This is a genomic window from Treponema putidum (assembly GCF_024401155.1).
In the GTDB taxonomy this organism is placed as follows: domain Bacteria; phylum Spirochaetota; class Spirochaetia; order Treponematales; family Treponemataceae; genus Treponema_B; species Treponema_B putidum.
The window spans coordinates 2,043,858-2,064,835 of sequence record NZ_CP038804.1 but is presented as its reverse complement, the minus strand read 5'-3'; the positions used below and the strand labels follow the sequence as shown (position 1 = coordinate 2,064,835).

Genomic DNA, 20,978 nt, shown 5'->3' with positions numbered 1-20,978 from the left:
TCACCTCACACGTATAATTGTAACATATAAGCACGTGTAAGTCAATAAGTATATATACGCAGCCTATGCTCCCAGTCCGCCGTCGACACCTAGGACTTGGGCGGTTATATAAAGCGATAAGTCCGAAGCCAAAAAGACTGCGGCGTTTGCTATGTCTAGGGGCTGTCCGGCTCTTTTTAAGGGAATGCCTTCGACCCATGCTTTACGCATTTCTTCATTTACGGCGGCGGTCATGTCGGTTTCGATATAGCCGGGGGCGATGGCGTTTACTCGTACTCCCCTTCCGGCCGTTTCTTTGGCGAGGCTTTTTGTAAAACCTATGAGGCCTGCCTTGCTTGCGGAATAGTTGACCTGTCCGCCCTGACCGTGAAGGCCTACTACACTTGTCATATTGATAATCGAGCCGGCCCTTTTTCTAATCATATCGGAAGAAACGATTTGAGAAGCGATAAAAGCTCCTGTCAAGTTTACGCGCAAAACGTCTTCCCAGTCGGAAAGTTTCATCCTAAATGACAGGCCGTCTCTTGTAATGCCTGCGTTGTTTACAAGTACATCAAAGCCGCCCGATTCTTCGAGAGCTTTTTTTACCGTTTCGGTAAGGCCTTCCGCATTGCCGCAGTCGGCGTATATTTCATGAAATACACTTCCTTTTTCTTTTGCAAAAGCCTCCATTTCTGCCTTGCTTTCAGAAGGTTTTGTACATAAGCCCCAGACTTCGGCGCCCTCTTCAATAAACCTTTTAACAATCTCTTTTCCGATTCCTCGCGAAGAGCCTGTTACCAATGCCTTTTTTCCTTTTAATAACATAATACTTGTACCTTTCCTATTTTATAATCTTGTTTAATTGGTCTAAAGTTCCTGTCGGTGAACATGCGAGTTCATCCGATGCAAAACCGCTGTCTCTCCAAAGATTGCACAGGGTGTTTCCCGGGCCTACTTCCAAGAGGCGGCAGGGTTTTAAGCTTCCGCTTAAAGAAGCGATTTCCTTTTCTTCGCTCGTCCATAGGACGGGGTGGGTAAGGTGAAGAACTGCGTTTGCTTTTGCTTCTTCTCCCGATTTTACTTGCTTGCCCGTAACATTTGAAAATACTGGGATTTGAGGGGCTTTAAAGTCAAAGCTTTTTAAGACCTCTTCAAATTCTTTTGCCGCTTCTTCCATTAGGGGAGAGTGGAAGGGGCCTGCAACTGCAAGGCGGACGCATCTTTTTGCTCCGGCTTCCTTGCACAAGTTTTCGGCAAGGCTTAAGCCCTCCGCCGTTCCCGAAATAACGGTTTGAACGGGACTATTCATGTTGGCGGCAAATACTATTCCGCTTTTGGGGTCGGAATAGGGCTTTAATAGTTCCAGAACTTTTTCAGGCTCAAGTTTTAAGATAGCCGACATACCTAGAGCTCCGGAACCCTCTGTTGCCCGAGCTGAAATCTTATCGCAGGCTGCCTGCATGATAGCTCCTCGTTTTTGTACGATGCGTATCATATCCTCAAAGCTTAAAATACCGGAAGCATAGAGGGCTGAAAATTCGCCCAGACTGAAACCTGCCGCAGCCTGAGGGCTGATTCCTTTTTCTTTTAGAACTGCAAGAATGGCTGTCTCAACCGCAATTATAGCCAACTGGCTCTTATCGCTCCTTGAAAGCTCTTCATTTTCGGTGTGCCGTAAAAGGGCATCGATATCCTCTCCGGTTATATCGCCGATTTTTTTGATTAGGTCCTTTGCGGCTCCGTATTCGTCAAGAATATCTTGAGCCATACCCTTAAATTGGGCACCCTGCCCCGAAAATAAAAATATGGTGTTCATCATAATCCTCACTTTACTAAAATCTTATTACGGCACCGCCCCATGTGAGCCCGGCCCCAAAGCCTGCCGTAATTATTGTTGTTCCTTCAGTTAATTTTCCTTGAAGCCTCAAATCATCGAGGGTTATCGGAATGGAAGCTGCCGAAGTGTTTCCGTAGTTTTCCATATTGCATATGAATTTACCCATATCGGCGTTAAGCCTTTTTGCGGCGGCTTCTAAAATGCGTTTATTGGCTTGGTGGCATACAACCAAGTCTACATCTTCCATATTGATGTTTTCTTTTTGAAGAAGGCTTTTTACGGTTTCGGTTATAACGCCGACTGCAAAATTGTAGACTGTTCTTCCGTTCATTTTTAGATGGTCTGCCATGTAAAGGGCATCGTAACCTGTTCCGTCAGAACCTAAAATTACCGAGCCTATACCCCGCTTTGAATTATCAAAGGTGTTTTCAAGAAGGGCTGCTCCGGCCCCGTCTCCGAATAGTACGCAGGTAGAACGGTCTTGCCAATCGATTATTTTGCTTAAAACCTCGGTGCCGCAGACAAGGGCATAACGCCGGCCGTGTCTTTCCATAAGGGCGGCTGCCGTGTCTATTGCGTATAAAAAGCCTGAACATGCTGCCGATAGGTCAAAACATGCCGCATTTTTTGCACCCAGTTCTTTTTGAATAAGACAGGCATTCGACGGAAAGCCTTGGTATTCTGCCGTGGCGGTGGCACAGATAATTAAGTCTATATCCTGAGGATTTAGATTTCCATTTGCCAAAACCTGCTTACAGGCCTCGGCACCGAGGGATGCACTTGTATCCTCTTCGGAAGCTATGTAGCGGCTTCCTATTCCTGTGTGGCTTCTGATCCATTCATCCGAAGTATCTAAAGAAGCGGGAAAATCGCTGTTGTGCATTATTTTTTTTGGGATAGCCTTTCCCGTTGTCTTTATTATAATAGCCATAGTTTTCTCGCTTATAATTTTATGGAGGCTATTTTAGTATTTTTTTGATAGTAATGTCAACTATGATAACCCATTACCAATTCCCTGATAAGCGTCTTTCATTTATTCCTATAATGTGATATGATGGTGAAGATTGGATTTTAACCTAACTTTAATTTAGGAGGTGTGATAAACAGTTCGGAAGAAATTCAGCCTCACTGTTTATCTTAGAGTTTGCCTTTCAGGCAAACGCCGCATTATAGGAGGTGTATTTATGAAACCAACTCTTTTGGTTCTAGCTGCCGGAATGGGCAGCCGATATGGAGGCGTAAAGCAAATAGCCGCTGTCGGAAGGCATGATGAAACATTGTTGGACTATGCTGTTTATGACGCGATGAATAACGGCTTTGGAAAGGTTGTCTTTATAATTAGGAAAGATATTGAAAACGATTTTAGAGAACGTTTTTTTAATAGAATTGCGCGCAATTGCAATGCCGATTATGTATTTCAATCTATGGATGGTTTTTTAACCGATGAGCAAATAAAAAGAGCCGTCAACCGTAAAAAACCATGGGGTACCGCTCATGCTATTTTATCTGCGGAATTAAAGATAGAGGAACCTTTTGCTGTTATAAATGCCGATGACTACTACGGCCGCTCGGCTTATAAAACTATAGCAACCCATCTTTCTACCCTGTCAAACGATTCTACGGAACACGCAATGGTCGGTTATATCTTGGATAAAACCTTGAGCCGATCCGGTTCCGTTTCAAGAGGGGTTTGTCAAGTAGGAAACGGTTACCTTATCGGAATAACCGAACATAAGGATATTGCATACAAAAAAGAAGGTTCAGTCGAAAAGATTATTTCAGAGCATGAGGGAAAGACCATTGAATTTTCAGGCAAGGAAACCGTCTCGATGAACCTGTTCGGCTTCTCTCCTAAAATTTTCGATTTTATGAATGAGTATTTTAAAGACTTTATCCATAAATATGCAGAAAGCGAAAAAGCCGAATGTCTTTTGCCTGAAGGTGTAGGGGCTATGATGAAAAAGGGTTTAGGAAAGGTCAAGGTTTATACTACTACCGAAAGATGGTTTGGAATGACCTATCCTGAAGACAGAGAAATTGTTAAAAAAGAACTTGAAAATAAGGTAAAAGAAAGCTACTATCCCGAATTCCTTTGGAGGTAATTTCTTTCTACTAAGGCCTTTTCGACTTCGGGGGCAAAAAGGGCAAAGTCGTATTTTGCAGGATCGTCGGGGCAAAATTCTCTGAGGCGTTCCGTTATTTCTTCTACGGCCTTGCGGTCGTTTTGTTTTCTGGTTAAAAGGCCTAGGGTTCTTCCCCTTCGGGCGCAATGAACGTCCAAGGGGAGGTAGAGTTCAGACGGTTTAATGCTTTTCCATAAACCGAAGTCGACACCCTTCTCCTTAGACCTTACCATCCAGCGTAAAAACATGTTTAGCCTTTTTGCTGCAGAACCGCCTTCCATATCGGCTATATGCTTTGTGTTGTGCGTATCCATGTTTTTGATAAATTCTTTTCTAAATCGGCTCATCCTGCTTATCAAAGGCTCATCCGAATTCCGGGCTTTAAACAAGTCTTCAAAACCGCTTCCTGATAAATAAAGCCTTCTTATAGCCTTTGCTATTGCAAAGCTGTCTTCTCCGTTTAGTGTACGGTGATAAAAACTTTTTAGTACTTTGAGTTGAGCCGGTGTGCTTTGCGTTAAAAATGCGTGAGGCTGATTTTGTAAAAGAGTCATCAGTTTATCCGCACTTTTTAAGATGGCGGTTCTGTTTCCCCACGCAAACACCGAAACAAAAAAGCCTGCAATTTCTATGTCTTCTTTTTTTGAAAAACGGTGCGGAATACTTATGGGATCGGCAGGTATAAAGGCCGGTTTTTCGTATTTTATTACGAGCCGGTCAAGAGTCTTTTTTAGTTCTTTAAATTGAGAGGTCATTATATTTTTATCTTAAAATTTGTTTTTAAAAGTTTAATAAGCTCCAGCCATCGGGGATCGTGGGTATCTGCAAGTCCCAAATCTGAAACAAAATCGCTCCTTTCTTTAAAAAACCAGTGAATAAGATTGAGTCTTATCTCATTGTCATCCAGTTTTGCATTTACGATTTTTAAAATACTGAAAAGTTCATCCGCATTGATCAGCTTCCATTTTCCGCCGCTTATTATATGATAAACGGAGCCGTCGCTTGATCTTTCAATCCTAAAATCTTTTTTAGGTTGAGCTTTTTTTACAGTCAAGGCGGCCTTAGCTCTTTTTTCTTCTATCTCCTGAAGGTCTTCTTCAAGAGCTTCAACCTGCATATTATATAAGTGAACGCGTGCCTGTTCTATTAAAAATAAAAGGCCTTCAGCGTCCATCTGCTTTGTAAGTTCAGCCAATTCGTTTACGAGCTTTTTTTCGGCTGCCGATTGTTTATAGACGGAAACGGTTTTTTTAGCCGGAACCTTTGCGGTTTTTTTTGCAGCGGTTTTTGCCGGTGTTTTAGCCTTTTTTTTAGTTTCCGTTTTTTTTGTTTCGGTTGTTTTTTTTGCCATACCATCCCTCCAAGATTTTCGGCTTTTAAGAGTTTATCTTTTTATATAACATGTCCAAATCATCTTTTGAAAAATATGATATTTCTACGACTCCTTTTTTTAAGTTTCCCTTTATTTGAACCTTCGTACCTAAGGAGTTTATAAACTGTTGTTCAATATTTCTTAATTCGAAATCATCGGTAGAAAGAGATGCTGTTTCTTTTTTTTGTTTCTTTGTTATCCGGCCGATTCCGGAATTAAGATCGGCTGCCATTGACTCGGCTTCGCGTACCGATAATTCCGACTCTAAGATTCTCGAAAAAAGAATTTTTTGATCGGCAGGATTTACTATGGATAGTAGAGAGCGCGCATGACCTGCCGAAATTTTATCTATTCTCAAAGCCTCTTTCATTTCTTCGGGTAATTTTAATAAGCGCAGACTATTTGTAATAGCCGAGCGGCTTTTCCCGACTCTTTTAGCAAGGTCTTCTTGATTGATATTGGTTAATTCCATGATTTCTTGATATGCCAGAGCCTCGTCGATAGCGTTTAAGTCTTCCCTCTGAATATTTTCGATTAGAGCAATTTCCAATTTTTGCTTTTCTTCAAAGCTGCGTATAATTACCGGAACCGTTTTTAAGCCCAGCCTAAGGGCAGCTCTTGTTCTGCGTTCTCCTGCGATTATAAAGAAACTGTTATCCGAGTTTTTTTCAGCTACAATCGGCTGAATAATCCCATGCTCTTTTATGGATTCTGCAAGCTCATTCAATGTTTCTTCATCAAAGGTTTTTCTGGGTTGATACGGATTCGGCTGCAGCAGTTTAGGGTCAATATTGATAATTGAAGTCTCTGAAATATTCTTTAATTCACTTTTTGTCTGATTTGCGGGTTGTTCTTCCAAGAGGGCATCGAGGCCTCTTCCTAATGCCGATTTTTTAGCCACGGTTCAGTACCTCATGTGCAAGTTTTTCGTAACTCCTTGCTCCCGTACATTTTGCGTCATAATTGCAAATCGGAACTCCATGTGAGGGAGCTTCGGATAGCCTTACATTCCGCGGGACAATGGTTGAAAAAACCTTGTCCTTAAAATATGAGGATACCTGTTGTACAACTTCTTGGGCAAGATTCGTTCTTGAATCGAACATAGTAAAAAATATTCCGCCTATTTCAAGTGAAGGGTTAATGCTCTGCTGTACCCTTTGAACGGTCTGCAAAAGGAGGGTTAATCCTTCGAGGGCAAAGTATTCGCATTGGAGAGGTATGTACACTTGATCGGCTGCGGCCAATCCGTTTAAGGTCAAGATGCCCAAAGACGGAGGGCAGTCGATTAAGATGTAGTCATATTCGCCTTTTACGGGTTCGACTAAATTTTTAAGATAGAATTCCCTGTCGGCTTCTTCCACGAGCTCTACTGTTGCTCCTGAAAGGTCTATAGAGGCCGGAATTGCCGATAAATTTTTTACCGTAGTAGGGTAGATAGTATTTTTTATTGAGGTCTTTTGGGCAAGGGCATCATAAACGGTAGGCCGCTTTTTTTGAATTCCGACACCGGAAGACATATTCCCTTGAGGGTCAAAGTCTATTAAAAGAGTTTTTTTTCCTGCCAGTGCAATGTATGCACCCAAATTAATCACGGAAGTCGTCTTCCCGACCCCGCCCTTTTGGTTTACAAAAACAAATGTTTTTCCCATAATTATTTTATTATATATGATTTTTAATATTTATGTAAGGGGTTTTTAGCCGTTGACACATCCCTTTAAAGAATAGTAGAATAATTATTATAAAAACAAAAAAGGAATATTATGGTTTATTTTGTAGGAGCGGGTCCAGGGGATCCTGATTTAATTACGGTAAAAGGGCGCAAACTGATTGAAAAAGCCGATGTTATTATTTATGCGGGGTCTTTGGTTTCAGCGGAGCACCTTATGTTTGCAAAGCATAATTGCAAAACCTATAATTCGGCTTCAATGACTCTTGAAGAAGTTATCAAAGTTATGAATGAAAATCGAAGTGCTCAGGTTGTGAGGCTCCACACCGGAGACCCTTCAATTTACGGGGCTATCAGGGAACAGATGGATGCACTTGATAAGCTAAAGATAGACTATGAGGTTATCCCGGGCGTTAGCTCTTATGCGGCAGCGGCGGCGGCCATCAAAAAAGAGTTTACTCTTCCCGATGTAAGCCAGACAGTTATTTTGACCCGCATGGAAGGACGCACCCCTGTTCCTCAAGATGAAAAACTGGCAAGTCTTGCAGCACACAAGGCCTCGATGGCGATTTTTTTGTCTGTGCAAAATATAGAAAATGTAGTTGCAGAACTCCTTAAGGGCTATAAGGATGAAGCTACCCCTGTTGCCGTAATTTACAAGGCCTCTTGGGAAGATCAAGAAATAATCATAGGAACTCTCGGCAATATTGCTCAAAAAGTGAAAAAAGCCGGTGTAAATAAAACAGCTCAAATCTTGGTAGGGAATTTTATCGCTGGAGATTATGAAAGGTCTCAGCTTTATAATCCCGAATTTTCTCACGAATTCAGAAAAGCGGAAAAATGAAAAAAATAGCGGTCTATTCATTTACCGAAAAAGGAAATTTATTGGGAGAAAAATTATCAGATTTGATAGACGATTGGATAATTGAGCATTTTTATAACGCAAAAACAGCCGGAGGTATCCGCTCCCTTATTCCTGATGATTTTAAAAATAAGGATGCCCTTGTTTTTATTTCTTCTACCGGTATTGCCGTCCGCATGATAAAGAATTATATAAAAGATAAAACTCAAGATCCTGCGGTAATCGTGATCGATGATTTGGGGCGTTTTGTAATCTCGCTTTTGTCGGGACACTTGGGAGGAGCCAATGCTCTCACTGAAAGAATAGCAAAAGCCATCGGTGCTGTTAGCGTAATTACAACGGCTTCCGATGGCCGAAATATAGAAGCCGTCGACTTGTTTGCTCAAAAAAACAATTATGCTATCTTGTCAATGGAGGACGCGAAAATAATTACCGCCCTTATGGTAGACGAAAAATCTATAGGCTTTTATTCCGAAGATAAGGCACCGCTCATAAATTACCCGCATCTTTTTATTTTACAAGAAAAAAATTTTAATTCAAAGCTAAAGGCTTTAACCGAAGAAAAAAAACTTGAAGGCCTTATCATCGTTTCAAATAAAAAAAGAAAGGACGTATCGGCATTATGCAGTCCCTTTCCCATGGTTCACTTGGTGCCTAAAAATTTAAACTTAGGGATAGGCTTAAAAAAGGGTGTGGATAAAGAAACGGTTGCCGAGGCGGTAAAGCATGCCCTTGATTCAATAAATAAAGACTTAAAGGCAGTTAAGGCGATAGCCTCGATAGAGTTAAAAAAAGATGAAAAAGGTTTGCTTGAATTTGCAAAAGAATTAAAAATAAATCCCGTCTTTTTTTCTAAAAGTCAAATAGAAAGAATAGAAGACGATTTTGAAAAGTCCGACTTTGTAAAAAAGATGGTCGGAGTTTACAATGTTTCGGCTCCTTCCGCCTTCCTCCTCGGAGGCAAAATAATTTTAGATAAGTTTAAACACGAGGGCGTAACAGTTTCGGTTGCGGAGAGCATGAGCTAAAACTAAAAACGATTGAAGAAGTTCTTACAACAACCCTTGCAATTTAGGCTCTAATCCTGTATACTATTGCTATGTTAAAGAGAGGAAATGGAAAAACTTATCGGCTTTACAAAAAAGAGCAAAAAAGTTTTGCAAAAGTACTTGACATAAAGTATCGTATCGGACAAAATTCACAGCTTCACAGCTTCACAGCTTCACAGCTTCACAGCTTCACAGCTTCACAGCTTCACAGCTTCACAGCTGAGGGGGGCTTGTGCCCAAATAAATTTAAATACCAATTACTCAAACTACGCCCAAAGACAGCTCGTCAGTAAAATACCGGTGTTATGTCCTTGGGCTTTTTTATATTACACCGTTTAATAAGACCGCAACGGATGCAAAGGATTATAAAAGAATGTCTTACGAAGCCTCTCTTAAAACACTTTGCGTCCTTTGCGGTTAAATATAAAAAACTTTTTAGGAGAACTGTATGTTAAAATACGCACTTCGTGAGAATCTTCTCACTCCGGATGAAAACGACTACATGGCACAAACAGCCGATGTGCGTTCGTTTTCTTTAGACGAAATCATTGACCTTATGATGGAAAAAGGTTCAACCCTGACCAAGGCGGACACAAAGGCTGCCTTGCAAGTTTACGGCGAGGTGGTAAGTGCTCTTATCAAAGACGGAGCGGCCGTCAACACTCCTCTGATGAATACCTCTTTAAGCATATCGGGCGTGTTCAACGGAGCAACCGACACCTTCGACAAAAAGCGGCACTCAATAAACTTAAACCTTACGGCAGGGCCGCTTCTTAAAGATGCTGCAGCCAAAATCAAGTGCGAAAAAACCGAAGCGGCAGACACTAACCCCTACATCACCGAAGTTACCGATATCGTTTCCGGCAAGGTAAACGAGGTGCTTACCGCAGGAGGCATTGTGCAGCTTGTCGGTTCCCGTCTTAAGTTTGACCAAAAAGACGAAGCTCAAGGCCTTTTCTTTGTACCCGAAACGGGAGCCGAAGTAAAGGCGGCCGTAATCGCCGAAAACAAGCCTGCCCGTCTTATGGCAATAATTCCTGCAGATTTACCGGCAGGTAACTGGTATGTAGAAGTAAGAACAAAATATACTGTAGGCGGCAAGCCTCTTAAAAAAGCTAAAATCGGAAGATTTACAAAACCGCTTACACGGACAGTATAAATGCGACAGGTTCACACCTGTAAGAGTGAGAAGCTCACACCTATAAGGATGAGAAGCTCACTCCCATAAGGATGAGCGGCTCACTCCGACAAGGATGAAGCATTCACACACATAAGAGTGAGCGGAGCAATCGGCAAGTCCTTTTCGGATTGGGATAATTCAATCCAAAAAACAAAATACCCCCAAAGGCGGACAGGATGTCCGCCCAAAACAAACCGTACGAGTTTGCACCGCACTTTTCTTTTTTCGGGGTCATAGGGGTGCTTCTTTCTTTTGTCGGAAAAAAGAAAAAAGCACCCCTAATTGGGGGGATTTTTAAGGGGGACACCCCCTTAAACTACAGGAGGTATACAATGAAAAAACGTTTTTCACTGCGGAACAAATTGATGATTGTGTTCGGACTGCTTATTCTTGTAGTCGGATTCACTCTTGCGCTTATCGGAGTGCGTACCGCCCGAAAAGCAGTAACCGAGAAGGTAGAAACGCACCTTATCGACAAAGCGAACGACGTTGCCGAAATTGTCGACGGGCGCATTACCGCCTTATGGCAATTTCTTGAAGGCATCGCACGAATGCCTTTTTTACGCGATATGCAGATGCCCTACATCGATAAAATGAAAAAACTCGCCGAAGAAGCACAATTTAACGACATACTGCGCGCCTTATACATAACAGATGACAAAGGTATTATTCAATTTTTAGACGGAACGGCTCCGGATTGTTCGCACGAACAATGGTTCATCGACGGAATGCAAGGCAAACGTTTTTGCGGCGAGCCGTATATTGATGAGCGGACGGGAAATTCCTTTGTTGCCGATATTGCGGTTCCCGTATACGACGACAACAAAAAAGTTATCGGCGTGCTTATCGCCGATATGAATGCCTTTTGGTATTCGGATCAAATCGATGACATCGTTGTAGGCAAAACGGGTAATTGCTATATGATGGGCGACAGCGGTATTATTATTGCCGATAAAGATACCGATCTGGTTAAACGTCAAGTAAATATTATTGAACAGGCAAAAACGAACCGCGAACTTGCCTCGGCCGCCGCTTTTTTGGAACACGTTTGGGATACCGACGAAAGCGAAATCGGTTACTACACGTATCAAGGCACAATCTACATATCCTCTTTTGCTACGATGAAAACCACCGACTGGTCTGTAATTATCCGCGCGCCGGAAAATGAATTTATGGGAACGGTAAATGCTTTGCGCCTTTCGATGATTGGTATCGGTGCGGTCATCTTGGCTGCAGCCCTCCTCATCGTATACTTTGTTGCCCGTGCAATGATAAAACCCGTCAATGTTGTCGTAGATGCACTCAAAGATATTGCACATGGCGAGGGCGATTTGACGGTGCGCTTGCCCGTGCACGGCAATGACGAAGTTACCGATCTTTCCAACTACTTTAACCAAACTATTTCCAAAATCGGCTCCTCAATTAAAACCGTCGGCGAAAACAGCACTGAAATGACCAACATCGGCTCGGAGCTTGCGTCGAACATGACCGAAACCGCAAGTGCCGTGCACCAAATAAGTGCAAATATCGAAGGTGTAAAGCAGCAGACACTTACACAAGCTGCAAGCGTCAGCGAAACGGCAGCTACTATTGAAGAAATTATCCGCACGATAAAACAGCTTAACGGCAGTATCGAAAATCAGGCGGCGAGCGTTGCAGAATCTTCTTCGGCTATCGAGCAGATGGTCGGGAACATAGCTTCCATCACACAAACCCTCGGCAAAACGGATGATGTTATAAAAACTCTTGCAAACGCTACTGCAGACGGTAAAGAGACAATTTCAGGCGCAAACAGCGTAACCCAACGTATTGCCGAAGAGTCAGGCAGCCTTTTGGAAGCTTCAAGCGTCATTCAGCACATTGCAAGCCAGACAAACCTTTTGGCGATGAATGCTGCAATCGAAGCCGCCCACGCAGGCGAAGCGGGAAAAGGTTTTGCCGTCGTTGCCGACGAAATCCGTAAACTCGCTGAGGAATCCAGCACGCAAGGTAAAACCATTACCGAAACGCTTAAAGTTCTTTCAGGCGAAATTGAAACTCTTTCAGCCTCTTCAAGAACGGCAGAAGAAAAATTTAACGCTATTTTTGCCCTTTCCGAGCAAGTTAGAACGATGAGCCAAAACCTAATGAATGCTATGCGTGAACAGGAGAACGGCAGCAAGGAAGTTTTGACGGCTATTCGAGACATCAATATGATAACCAATCAGGTAAATGACGGTTCCGCCGAAATGCTGCGAGGCGGTGAGAATGTAGCTCAAGAAATGCAAAAACTCGATGAGCTTACCCGCGTTATCACCGACAGCATGAACGAGATGGCTTCCGGTGCCGTACAAATCAGCAATGCCGTTCAGGAAGTAAATGAAATAAGTCAAAAGAACAAGCAAAGCATTGAAAATTTGGCAAACGAAGTTTCCAAATTTAAAGTATAATTTAATTGGTAATGTTTAATGGATAATTGGTAATTACATTACAGATTGTCCATTAATCAATTACCAACGGTGCTTTTCAAAAACATAGGTAATCTGATATAATAGTCCGCTGATGGAAAAATATAAATGGAACGCTTTTTGCAAATTTAAAAGCGAGTATAAAAATGAATGTATGCATTACCTTGATATTTTAGGGTATAGATATAAGGAGCCTTCTTTAGAAAACTGTGCCGCCCAATCTTTTAAAAAAGAAAATGCTTCATTTTTTAAGGAGGGCTTGGCCGTGCTTCAAGAAGAGGCGGCTCTAGCTAATAAAACTCCTCCCTATCCTGTAGAAACTCCGATTGTGTATAATCATTCTTGGAATTTGGTCAGCGAAGATGACGAAATCAAGCTCATCGTTGTGGGCGATAATCCGGGGAAAAATGAGCAGCTTCATAAAAATCAAAAATATCTTGTGGGTCTTGCAGGAAAGATTGCCGATAACTTCTTTAAAAAAAATCCCTCGTTCGGAATCGATTTTAGAAAGAATGTTATTATCCTAAACAAAACGCCTATCCATACTGCAAAGACAAAACAGCTCGATTATATTTTAAAAAAAGCTGAGGACGGTTCTTTTAAAAAATTCTATGAAGAGTCTCAAATTTTTACGGCTCAAAAAACGGCTGAACTTCAAAAAAAACTGGGCTGCCCTATATGGCTTGTGGGCTACAGCGAGCTTAAACCCCGCGGCTTATTTTATGCTTATGCAAATGAAATGAAGAATTTATATGCGGATAAAAAAGAACCGCAAATTTATCTTTATCAGCACTTTTCTATGAACAGGTTTTTGATTGACCTAAAAGATAATTATGATCAAAGTATCAGCCTTGAAAATAATTTATCTCTTTTAGGAATAAAGCATCGAAATGAAATTTTACATTTTTAACACGAGGAGCTTGGAAACTTATGACTGTAAATTCAAAACCGGTTGTAAATTTAAGATCGGTATTTTCTGATAAATCTTTTTTAAAAAACTTATTTATAATTGCCGTGCCCATAATATTGCAAAATTTTATAAGCTCTTTTGTAAATATATTGGATACAATAATGATAGGGCGGCTCGGCACTATCGAGCTTGCGGCAGTAGGGCTGGGGAATCAATTATTCTTTTTATTGAACTTGATTTTGTACGGCATAGGTTCGGGCGGTATGGTTTTTACCGCTCAATTTTGGGGTAAAAAAGATTTTAAAGGCTTACAAAAAACCTTTACCGTTTCTCTCATTGTTGCAGTTTTTTTCAGTACCCTCTTTACCTTAGCTTGCTCTATTTTCCCGAAAGAAATTTTATCCCTTTATTCAAAGGATGAGGCTGTAATAGAAAAAGGAGTAGACTATCTCAGTGTTTCGGCGTTTTGTTTTTTACCCTTTGCGGTAAACTTTATTTTTATGATTACCCTGCGTTCTATAGAAAAGGTAAGGGTAGCGGTCGGTGCAACACTAGTTTCACTTTTTGTAAATCTTATACTGAATGCTATTTTGATTTTCGGTTTGTTGGGCTTTCCTGCTCTTGGGGTCAGAGGAGCTGCTATTGCAACTGTAGCTTCCAGAGTCGCCGAGCTTATAATTCTTTTTTCGGTAACAAAGAAAAAGAAATATCCCATACTCGGAAAACTAAAAAATCATTTTGACTTTGATCTTAAATTTATCAGACAATACTTTGCAATAGTCTTACCGGTTTTAATAAACGAATCTTTGTGGTCATTAGGTATTACATTTCATCATAAAATATTTGCAGGAGTCAGTACCTTTGCCTATGCCGCTTACAATATTACAAACACGGTTTCTATGTTGACATGGGTTATTTTTATAGGCTTAGGTAATGGAGTCAGTGTCTTAATAGGAAAAAAAATCGGCGAGAAAAATTATGACGAGGCAAAAACTTATGCGGCGAAGGTTTCAATCTTTGCTCCCTTTGTTGCGGCTTTTGTCGGTGCAATGCTTATCCCGATTTCGTATTTGACCCCGATTTTCTTTAATGTAGAAACAGTAGTCTTGCAGACCGTTATGAAGCTTTTTATAATTTTAGCCTGTTGTTATCCCTTAAAAGCCTTTAACATGTGTATGCTTGTCGGTATTCTAAGGGCAGGAGGCGATACCCGTTTCGGTATAATCTGCGATACGGCAGTTATGTGGTGTGTTTCCATTCCGCTGGCATATTCTTTGTCGGTTTATACTTCTATTCCGGCATGGGGAATTTATATTTGTCTTTTTAGCGAAGAACCCTTTAAGTCTCTTTTAGGGCTTTGGCGTATCAGGTCAGGCAAATGGCTCCGCTCCGTTACGGATTAAGGATTTGCAAATTAGGAGCTTTGTTAAAAGTTCTGTCTAGGCCGTTTTCCAGATTTTGCCTGAGCCGTCAGCTTTTTCGAGAGAAGGAGTACATTCTCCGTTTACAAAAGCATAATCGTTTTGTAGAGGTTTGTAGCTTTCGATTTTGTTTTGAATGCTTTTAAGCATCTTCTCCCTGTCTTTTGGAAGAGTTCCTCTTACCCTAAACTCCAGATAATCGTGGAAGCCGTCATAAAAAATAGTGCTGTCCTCATCACCTAAAAGCTCGATCAATCTTTTTTCTTCTTTAAGGTTTTCCATCTCGCTTGCAGCCTCATATTTTCCCGCCTCTATATCTTTATAAAGCGGAACTTCTTTGTGGAGAAACATTGAAAAATTTATGACTCGGATTGGTTTTGTCTTGTTTAAAAATTCTGCCGTTGCTTCGGCATTTTCAGTGCTTCTGCCTTTTCCGGCAATGCCCGTCATAATATGGGCTCCGAAAGAATAGCCGTGCTTTTGTATTTTAGATACAGCCTTTTCAGCTTCAGCCCTTGTGTGATCCTTGTTCATAAATAAAAGAACATCTTCCAAGCCGCTTTCTATTCCTATATAAAGAGTTCTAATGCCCTGTGTATATAGGGTTTCCAACTCGGCATCGGTTTTTTGTAAAATGCCTGTGATTGTCGCATCCATGTTTATGCAATTACAATCGGGAAAATACTTATGGATTAAATTCAATATTTTTAAAAGATGTTCAGTTTTTAAATTGAAGGCGCTTCCGTCTCCTAAAAAAATTTTTGAAAGATTCCCGTTTAAATTTTTTACGCGTATAAGCTCCTCTTCAATTTCTGAAAGAGATAAGTCTCTATATTTTATGTTGCGGAATAAATTACAAAACTTACACTTATTATATGAGCAGCCTACCATTACGGGAAGCATAAAAGAAGAACGCTCCATAGGAGGCCTGCAAATTCTACCTTCATATTCCATAAGTCTCTCCTTGTATATATTATATACTCATAATGTTGGAGATTCAAGGGTACGTGTTATCCCAGTATACCCGCGCACAAAAAAACCGCCCCAAGCCGAAAGACACCCCAACTTGAAAGCGGTAGATTTAATTGGTAATGTGTAATTAAGCAATTATCAACTAATTCAGTGCTTCCACTTCTTCTTTACTGAGACCGGTCATCTGCATAATAAAATCAAGTTCACAATTCGCATGTTTCATCAATTTTGCCGTTTCAAGAGCTTTTTTGTATGAACCGTCGGCAAAGCCTTGTTGTATGCCTTGTTGTACACCTTGCCGGATACCTTGCTGGATACCTATCCTTAAACTTTCTTCCCTCTGTACCGCAATATCCGTATCATAGTCGTATTCTGCTACTAACATATTTATTACCTCCCGTGATTTTCGCTGTAAATATTCTCTTAAGATTCCTTTTTCTATACATATTTTTACCGCATTGGTAAAGCCGTTTTCGCTGTCAAGTTGGGTTTGTTTTCTTACCTCTTCTACAAAGAGACTGTATTCTTCAAGCGGTTTGCAGTCTGCTAAGATTTTGTTTGCTTTGACTGTGTTGATATTAAGTACTTGAACCGTAAGTTCCAGCGGAGCGTGTTCGGGCTTTGTTATAAATGCATCCGAAAGTTTTAGAACCGTAGTTTCAGGATAGTCTTCCTTGCCATTATAAAAAACATAGAATTCAGGCGTAGGTATTTTTGACAATTTTCTTAAATACCTGTCTGTCGGTGCTTGCAGTTTTTCATAGATCCGGGCGATGTATTCTAAAAAGCGTAACGGCATATTTTCGTTTATTGTGGATTGGTGCTCTGCAAGCACAATAATCTTATTATCTACAAGGCAGGAAACATCGTTGATTATGTTCATGTACATAACGTTCTCAAGCCGTATATTTTCGACAGGAGACGAAAGCGGCAGACTTGTTCCATGTAAAGCATTATAAAGCGACAAGAAATTTTCCTTAGCCTTTTCATCTTCACTGAAAAGGTCGACAAACACTGAGTCTTTATATTTCCTGTTTGAAGTAGTCATAACTATGCCCTCTCTTGATTGTATTATACCACAGATGAGCGTATTTTAAAAGGGAGCGTTAGGGAAAGATTTCCTGTTAAAGTTTCCGTGTTAGCTCAGCTTGTACATAAGGGTATTTTGTTATATAATTATAAAAAAAAGCTAAGGAGGCTCATAATGAATCTTTATAGAAAGCTGCCTATCGGCATTCAAAGTTTTGAAAAACTTAGAACAGATAAATATCTTTATGTTGATAAAACAGAGCATCTTTTTAGGCTGATTTTAACCTCGTCTCCCTATTTTTTAAGCCGCCCGCGCCGATTTGGAAAAAGCCTTTTCCTTTCTACGCTTGCAGCCTATTTTTTGGGAAAGAAAGACCTTTTTAAAGGCTTATATATTGAAAAGGCTGAAGAAGAAAGGGCTAAGTCGGAAGGCTCAGAGCCTTGGATTGAATACCCTGTCCTATACTTGGATTTTAATATGGGGCGTTATGATTTACCTGATTCATTGAACGAAAGTCTTGAATTCTTTTTGCAAAATGAAGAAAAACGTCTTGGATTGAAGACAAGTAGATTGTCTTTTGGTAAACGCTTTGCCTTTTTAATACAAACAGCTTATGAAAAAACCGGAAAAAAGGTCGTTATCCTCGTAGACGAGTATGACAAGCCTCTTTTACAGACAATGTATGTAAATGAAGCCCTAAACGAAGAATTCCGAAGCACGCTTAAATCTTTTTATTCTGTTTTAAAAACTTGCGACCAATATATCCGCTTTTCGTTTTTAACGGGCGTAACAAAATTCAGTAAGATAAGTATTTTTAGCGATTTAAATAATTTGCAGGATATAAGTTTACACGAATCTTACTCTTCAATTTGCGGTATTACCGAAAAAGAATTGCACCTTACTTTTAAGCCTGAAATTGAGGCCTTGGCAGAAAAAGAAAAGATAAGCTATGAATCCTGTGTAGAGCTTTTAAAGAAGCGATATGACGGCTACTTGTTTGCCGGCGCAGGGGAAAGCGTCTATAACCCATTCAGTATTTTAAATGTTTTTTCGGCAAACAATGCCGGCAGTTATTGGTTTGCAACAGGAACTCCGACCTTTTTGGTAAACTATCTAAAAGATGCTCACTATAATATTCCCGACTTAGACGGGAATATTGAGCTTGATGAGGCCGGCTTATCCGATTACCGAGCCGACACAAAGAACCCTCTTCCGATTTTATTTCAGGCAGGATATTTAACAATAAAAGAATATATAAGAGAAGCAGCCCTTTACAGGTTAGGTTTTCCTAATGATGAAGTCCGTTACGGTTTTCTTAAAAATCTTTTGCCGGACTATACTTCTTTGCGTGCTGATCAAACGGCTTCTTCCGTTTGGCGTTTTGTTGAAGATGTAAAGGCAGGAAATGTGGACGGCTTTATGGAAAGAATGAAGTCCATAATTGCCGGTATTCCTTACGATAATCTTCCCAAAGAAAAGTTAAAGCTTAGAGAGCAAAATTATCAGACGGCTGTTTATTTGATTTTTAAGCTGATGGGGCAATTTGTCGAAACCGAAATACACTGTGCAGCCGGAAGAGCAGACTGTATTGTTCACACGGCAGATGCGGTTTATATCTTTGAGTTTAAACTTGACGGAAACGGAAGCTCGGAAGATGCGGTAGCACAGATAAAAGAAAAAGACTATGCAGCACCTTTTAAATCAAGCGGTAAAAAAATTGTCTTAATCGGTTCATCCTTTGATGAAAAAGAGCGCACCATAAAAGACTGGAAAACCGAAACTCTTTTATAAAAACAAGTTACAAGCGAGGAGATAAAATTGAGTAAACTATTTGTTGTAGGTATAGGCCCCGGCGGGGCGGAATATATGTCGGCTCAGGCGGCCGAGGCCTTAAAGCAATCCGAAATAATTGTAGGCTATTCAGGCTACATTGAATATATAAAACCCTTTATCGAAGGCAAAGAAGTTTTTCAAACCGGAATGACCGGCGAAATTGAAAGATGCAAGTATGCGGTTTCAAAGGTAAAGGAAGGAAAAACCGTAAGCATTATAAGCACCGGAGATGCCGGTCTTTACGGAATGGCCGGCCCCATCTTGGAGCTTGCTCCCGATTTAAATATCGAAATAATCCCCGGTATTTCCGCCGCCTTTGCTGCAGCTTCAAGACTGGGCGCTCCCTTAATGCACGATACGGCTCTTATCAGCCTTTCAGACAGGCTCACCGATTACGAGGTTATAAAAAAAAGAGTCGGTTTAGCGGCAGAGGGCGACTTTGTAATTGCCCTCTACAATCCCAAATCCAAAACTCGTTCCGATTATATCGAAGAAGCCGTAAATATAATCTTAAAATTCAGGGCTCCCGAAACACCTGTAGGCATAGTAAAAAATGCCTGCCGTAACAACGAAAAAATTACCCTTACCGAGCTTCAAAAAATAAATTACGATGAAATCGACATGTTCAGCCTCATAATAATAGGCAACAGCAATACCTACATTCAAAACGGAAAAATAATTACCCCGCGAGGATATAAGATTAAATGATCTGGATTATAGGCGGAACAACCGAAGCCGGAAGCCTTGCGGATTTTTTAAAAGCAAAAAATGAGCCCTATATAATGAGCGTTGCAACGGAAGAAAGCCGGGACTTTTTTAAAAATCATAAACTTAAAATCGGCAGAATGGATGAATCCCAAATGGAACAATTTTGTATTGAAGAAAAAATAAACCTCATTGCCGATTTAAGCCATCCTTATGCCCTCATCGTTTCTCAAAATGCAAAAAAAACCGCACACAACTTGAACATAAAATATTTACGCTTTACCCGCGGAACTTCGCAATCTTCAGCGGACTCAGAGCAGAAGAATCTTTACACTTTTGAGGATATGGAAGGCCTTTGCTCATTTTTAAAAGAATTAAAATCTTCTACGGTTTTTTTTACGACGGGTTCCAAAACCGTTTCGGACTTTGAAGCCTTCCGCTCTTCAAACCGCTTTGTATATAGAATTTTACCTACGGCAGACAGTATCGAAAAATGCAAAAATGCAGGAGTTGCGACTCAGGACATAATTGCCATGACAGGCCCCTTTTCTCAAAATTTAAATGAAGCTATGTTTAAAGAATACGGAGCTTCCTATGTTGTGATGAAGGACAGCGGAGATGCCGGAGGCACAAGGGAAAAACTCGCCGCCTGTGAAGCTCTAAATATAAAAGCCTTAATTCTCGGACGCGGAAAAGAAGAGGGCATTATCGAATTTGAAGAATTTAAAAAAGAGGTTTTAAAGTATGGACATGCTTAGGATAGAGGATTTAAGCCTTTCCTACGGAGACAAACCTGTTGTTCAAAATTTAAACCTAAGGGTAAAAAAGGGGCAGGTGGTTTCGATAATCGGGCCCAATGCTTCGGGAAAGTCCACCATTTTAAAAAGCATCGCAGGAATTATAAAACCCGTTTCCGGTAAAATCTTTATCGAAGAAAAAGATATTTCAAAAATGGATTCCAAAAAACTCGCCCAAAAAGTTTCTATCCTATTACAGCAAAATAAAAACCCGGATGATATGAGCATCGAAGAATTGGTCTATTTCGGCCGTTATCCCCATAAAAAATGGTTTGAGGGCTTTGAAACTTCCGACCAAAAGATAATAGAAGAAGCTATGAAGCTTACAAATACCTTTGCTTTGCGGGACAAGACCTTGGAAACACTGTCCGGCGGCGAAAGACAAAGAGCTTGGATCGCTATGGCCCTTGCCCAAGAGCCGGACATCCTTTTGTTTGATGAGCCGACCACCTATTTGGATCTGGCTCATCAAATAGAATTCTTGGAGCTTGTAAACCGTTTAAACAAGGAAACGGGGGTTACGGTAGTTTTGGTTCTTCACGACTTAAATCAAGCAGCCCGTTACGGCAACTACCTTTTTGCGATGAAAGAGGGTAAAATTTTTGCCCAAGGCAGTCCCGAAGAGGTACTGAATCCTCAAAATATTTTGAGCATTTACAACATTGAAGCTAAAATCTTTAACGCTGCGGGCTATCCGGTTGTTATACCTGAAAGGAGATTGTAGGCCGCTCCGGCGTTATTAAGATTCTTAAAAATTACTTTGCGCACTTTGTATCTCTACGGTTAAACAAA

General features: G+C 40.8%; 20 protein-coding genes. 11 read left to right on the top strand and 9 right to left on the bottom strand.

Features of this window, described 5'->3' with window-relative positions:
* Positions 1 to 63: 63 nt before the first annotated feature.
* The 3 genes from fabG to E4N74_RS09560 are packed head-to-tail and all read right to left on the bottom strand — an operon-like array spanning position 64 to position 2,750.
* Positions 64 to 807 carry a 3-oxoacyl-[acyl-carrier-protein] reductase gene (fabG, locus tag E4N74_RS09570; RefSeq protein ID WP_255817327.1) on the bottom strand — a complete coding sequence of 248 codons (744 nt, stop codon included), beginning with the start codon at positions 805 to 807 and terminating at the stop codon, positions 64 to 66.
* Positions 808 to 823: 16 nt separating this feature from the next.
* The gene (locus tag E4N74_RS09565; protein WP_255817325.1) at positions 824 to 1,798 is read right to left on the bottom strand and encodes an ACP S-malonyltransferase; all 975 of its coding nucleotides are present in this window, start codon (positions 1,796 to 1,798) and stop codon (positions 824 to 826) included.
* Positions 1,799 to 1,814: 16 nt separating this feature from the next.
* A complete protein-coding gene (locus E4N74_RS09560) occupies positions 1,815 to 2,750 on the bottom strand; it encodes a beta-ketoacyl-ACP synthase III (RefSeq protein ID WP_255805088.1) in 936 nt (311 codons plus the stop codon).
* A gap of 253 nt (positions 2,751 to 3,003) precedes the next feature.
* Between E4N74_RS09560 and E4N74_RS09555 the strand changes: the two genes are divergently transcribed.
* Positions 3,004 to 3,921, top strand: coding sequence for a nucleotidyltransferase family protein (locus E4N74_RS09555; RefSeq protein WP_255817323.1), 918 nt, complete (start codon positions 3,004 to 3,006; stop codon positions 3,919 to 3,921).
* Here the strand turns inward: E4N74_RS09555 and E4N74_RS09550 are convergent.
* The 4 genes from E4N74_RS09550 to E4N74_RS09535 are packed head-to-tail and all read right to left on the bottom strand — an operon-like array spanning position 3,897 to position 6,963.
* A complete protein-coding gene (locus E4N74_RS09550; protein WP_255817321.1) occupies positions 3,897 to 4,697 on the bottom strand; it encodes a TIGR02757 family protein in 801 nt (266 codons plus the stop codon). The genes E4N74_RS09555 and E4N74_RS09550 overlap by 25 nt on opposite strands.
* The gene (locus E4N74_RS09545) at positions 4,697 to 5,293 is read right to left on the bottom strand and encodes a hypothetical protein (protein ID WP_255817319.1); all 597 of its coding nucleotides are present in this window, start codon (positions 5,291 to 5,293) and stop codon (positions 4,697 to 4,699) included. The genes E4N74_RS09550 and E4N74_RS09545 overlap by 1 nt, the downstream gene beginning before the upstream one ends.
* A 25-nt stretch (positions 5,294 to 5,318) precedes the next feature.
* Positions 5,319 to 6,215: a ParB/RepB/Spo0J family partition protein gene (locus tag E4N74_RS09540; RefSeq protein WP_255805084.1), complete on the bottom strand. Its 897-nt coding sequence runs from the start codon at positions 6,213 to 6,215 to the stop codon at positions 5,319 to 5,321.
* Positions 6,208 to 6,963, bottom strand: coding sequence for a ParA family protein (locus E4N74_RS09535; protein WP_255805083.1), 756 nt, complete (start codon positions 6,961 to 6,963; stop codon positions 6,208 to 6,210). Before E4N74_RS09535 ends, E4N74_RS09540 begins: the two co-directional genes overlap by 8 nt.
* Before the next feature lie 111 nt (positions 6,964 to 7,074).
* On the opposite strand from E4N74_RS09535, the gene cobM reads away from it, so the two are divergent.
* The 6 genes from cobM (at position 7,075) to E4N74_RS09505 (ending at position 14,831) form a co-directional block, all read left to right on the top strand.
* On the top strand, positions 7,075 to 7,824 hold the full coding sequence (gene cobM / locus E4N74_RS09530; protein ID WP_044977772.1) for a precorrin-4 C(11)-methyltransferase: 750 nt from the start codon (positions 7,075 to 7,077) through the stop codon (positions 7,822 to 7,824).
* Entirely contained in the window at positions 7,821 to 8,870 is a 1,050-nt protein-coding gene (gene cbiG / locus E4N74_RS09525; protein ID WP_255817317.1) for a cobalt-precorrin 5A hydrolase, read from the top strand. The genes cobM and cbiG overlap by 4 nt, the downstream gene beginning before the upstream one ends.
* 469 nt (positions 8,871 to 9,339) lie before the next feature.
* Positions 9,340 to 10,050, top strand: a complete 711-nt coding sequence (locus E4N74_RS09520; RefSeq protein ID WP_255817315.1) for a DNA-binding domain-containing protein — start codon at positions 9,340 to 9,342, stop codon at positions 10,048 to 10,050.
* A gap of 353 nt (positions 10,051 to 10,403) precedes the next feature.
* Positions 10,404 to 12,500 carry a methyl-accepting chemotaxis protein gene (locus tag E4N74_RS09515; RefSeq protein ID WP_255817314.1) on the top strand — a complete coding sequence of 699 codons (2,097 nt, stop codon included), beginning with the start codon at positions 10,404 to 10,406 and terminating at the stop codon, positions 12,498 to 12,500.
* A gap of 112 nt (positions 12,501 to 12,612) precedes the next feature.
* Positions 12,613 to 13,428, top strand: coding sequence for a hypothetical protein (locus tag E4N74_RS09510; RefSeq protein ID WP_044977769.1), 816 nt, complete (start codon positions 12,613 to 12,615; stop codon positions 13,426 to 13,428).
* A 20-nt stretch (positions 13,429 to 13,448) separates the two neighbouring features.
* Positions 13,449 to 14,831: an MATE family efflux transporter gene (locus E4N74_RS09505; protein WP_255817312.1), complete on the top strand. Its 1,383-nt coding sequence runs from the start codon at positions 13,449 to 13,451 to the stop codon at positions 14,829 to 14,831.
* Between the two features lie 36 nt (positions 14,832 to 14,867).
* On the opposite strand, the gene E4N74_RS09500 is transcribed toward E4N74_RS09505, so the two are convergent.
* A complete protein-coding gene (locus E4N74_RS09500; RefSeq protein ID WP_255817310.1) occupies positions 14,868 to 15,803 on the bottom strand; it encodes a radical SAM protein in 936 nt (311 codons plus the stop codon).
* Positions 15,804 to 15,963: 160 nt separating this feature from the next.
* Positions 15,964 to 16,869 (bottom strand): Rpn family recombination-promoting nuclease/putative transposase, encoded by a 906-nt coding sequence (locus E4N74_RS09495; protein WP_255817308.1) that lies wholly within the window; start codon positions 16,867 to 16,869, stop codon positions 15,964 to 15,966.
* Positions 16,870 to 17,025: 156 nt separating this feature from the next.
* Here E4N74_RS09495 and E4N74_RS09490 point away from each other — a divergent pair, with 156 nt between their 5' ends.
* From E4N74_RS09490 to E4N74_RS09475, 4 genes are read left to right on the top strand one after another with little or no spacing between them, the layout of a single operon-like run.
* Positions 17,026 to 18,642 (top strand): ATP-binding protein, encoded by a 1,617-nt coding sequence (locus E4N74_RS09490; RefSeq protein WP_255817306.1) that lies wholly within the window; start codon positions 17,026 to 17,028, stop codon positions 18,640 to 18,642.
* 27 nt (positions 18,643 to 18,669) lie between these two features.
* Complete coding sequence (cobJ, locus tag E4N74_RS09485; protein ID WP_255817304.1) at positions 18,670 to 19,392, top strand: precorrin-3B C(17)-methyltransferase; 723 nt, start codon at positions 18,670 to 18,672, stop codon at positions 19,390 to 19,392.
* A complete protein-coding gene (gene cobK / locus E4N74_RS09480) occupies positions 19,389 to 20,147 on the top strand; it encodes a precorrin-6A reductase (RefSeq protein ID WP_255817302.1) in 759 nt (252 codons plus the stop codon). Before cobJ ends, cobK begins: the two co-directional genes overlap by 4 nt.
* Positions 20,134 to 20,910, top strand: a complete 777-nt coding sequence (locus E4N74_RS09475) for an ABC transporter ATP-binding protein (protein ID WP_255817300.1) — start codon at positions 20,134 to 20,136, stop codon at positions 20,908 to 20,910. The genes cobK and E4N74_RS09475 overlap by 14 nt, the downstream gene beginning before the upstream one ends.
* Positions 20,911 to 20,978 lie beyond the last annotated feature (68 nt).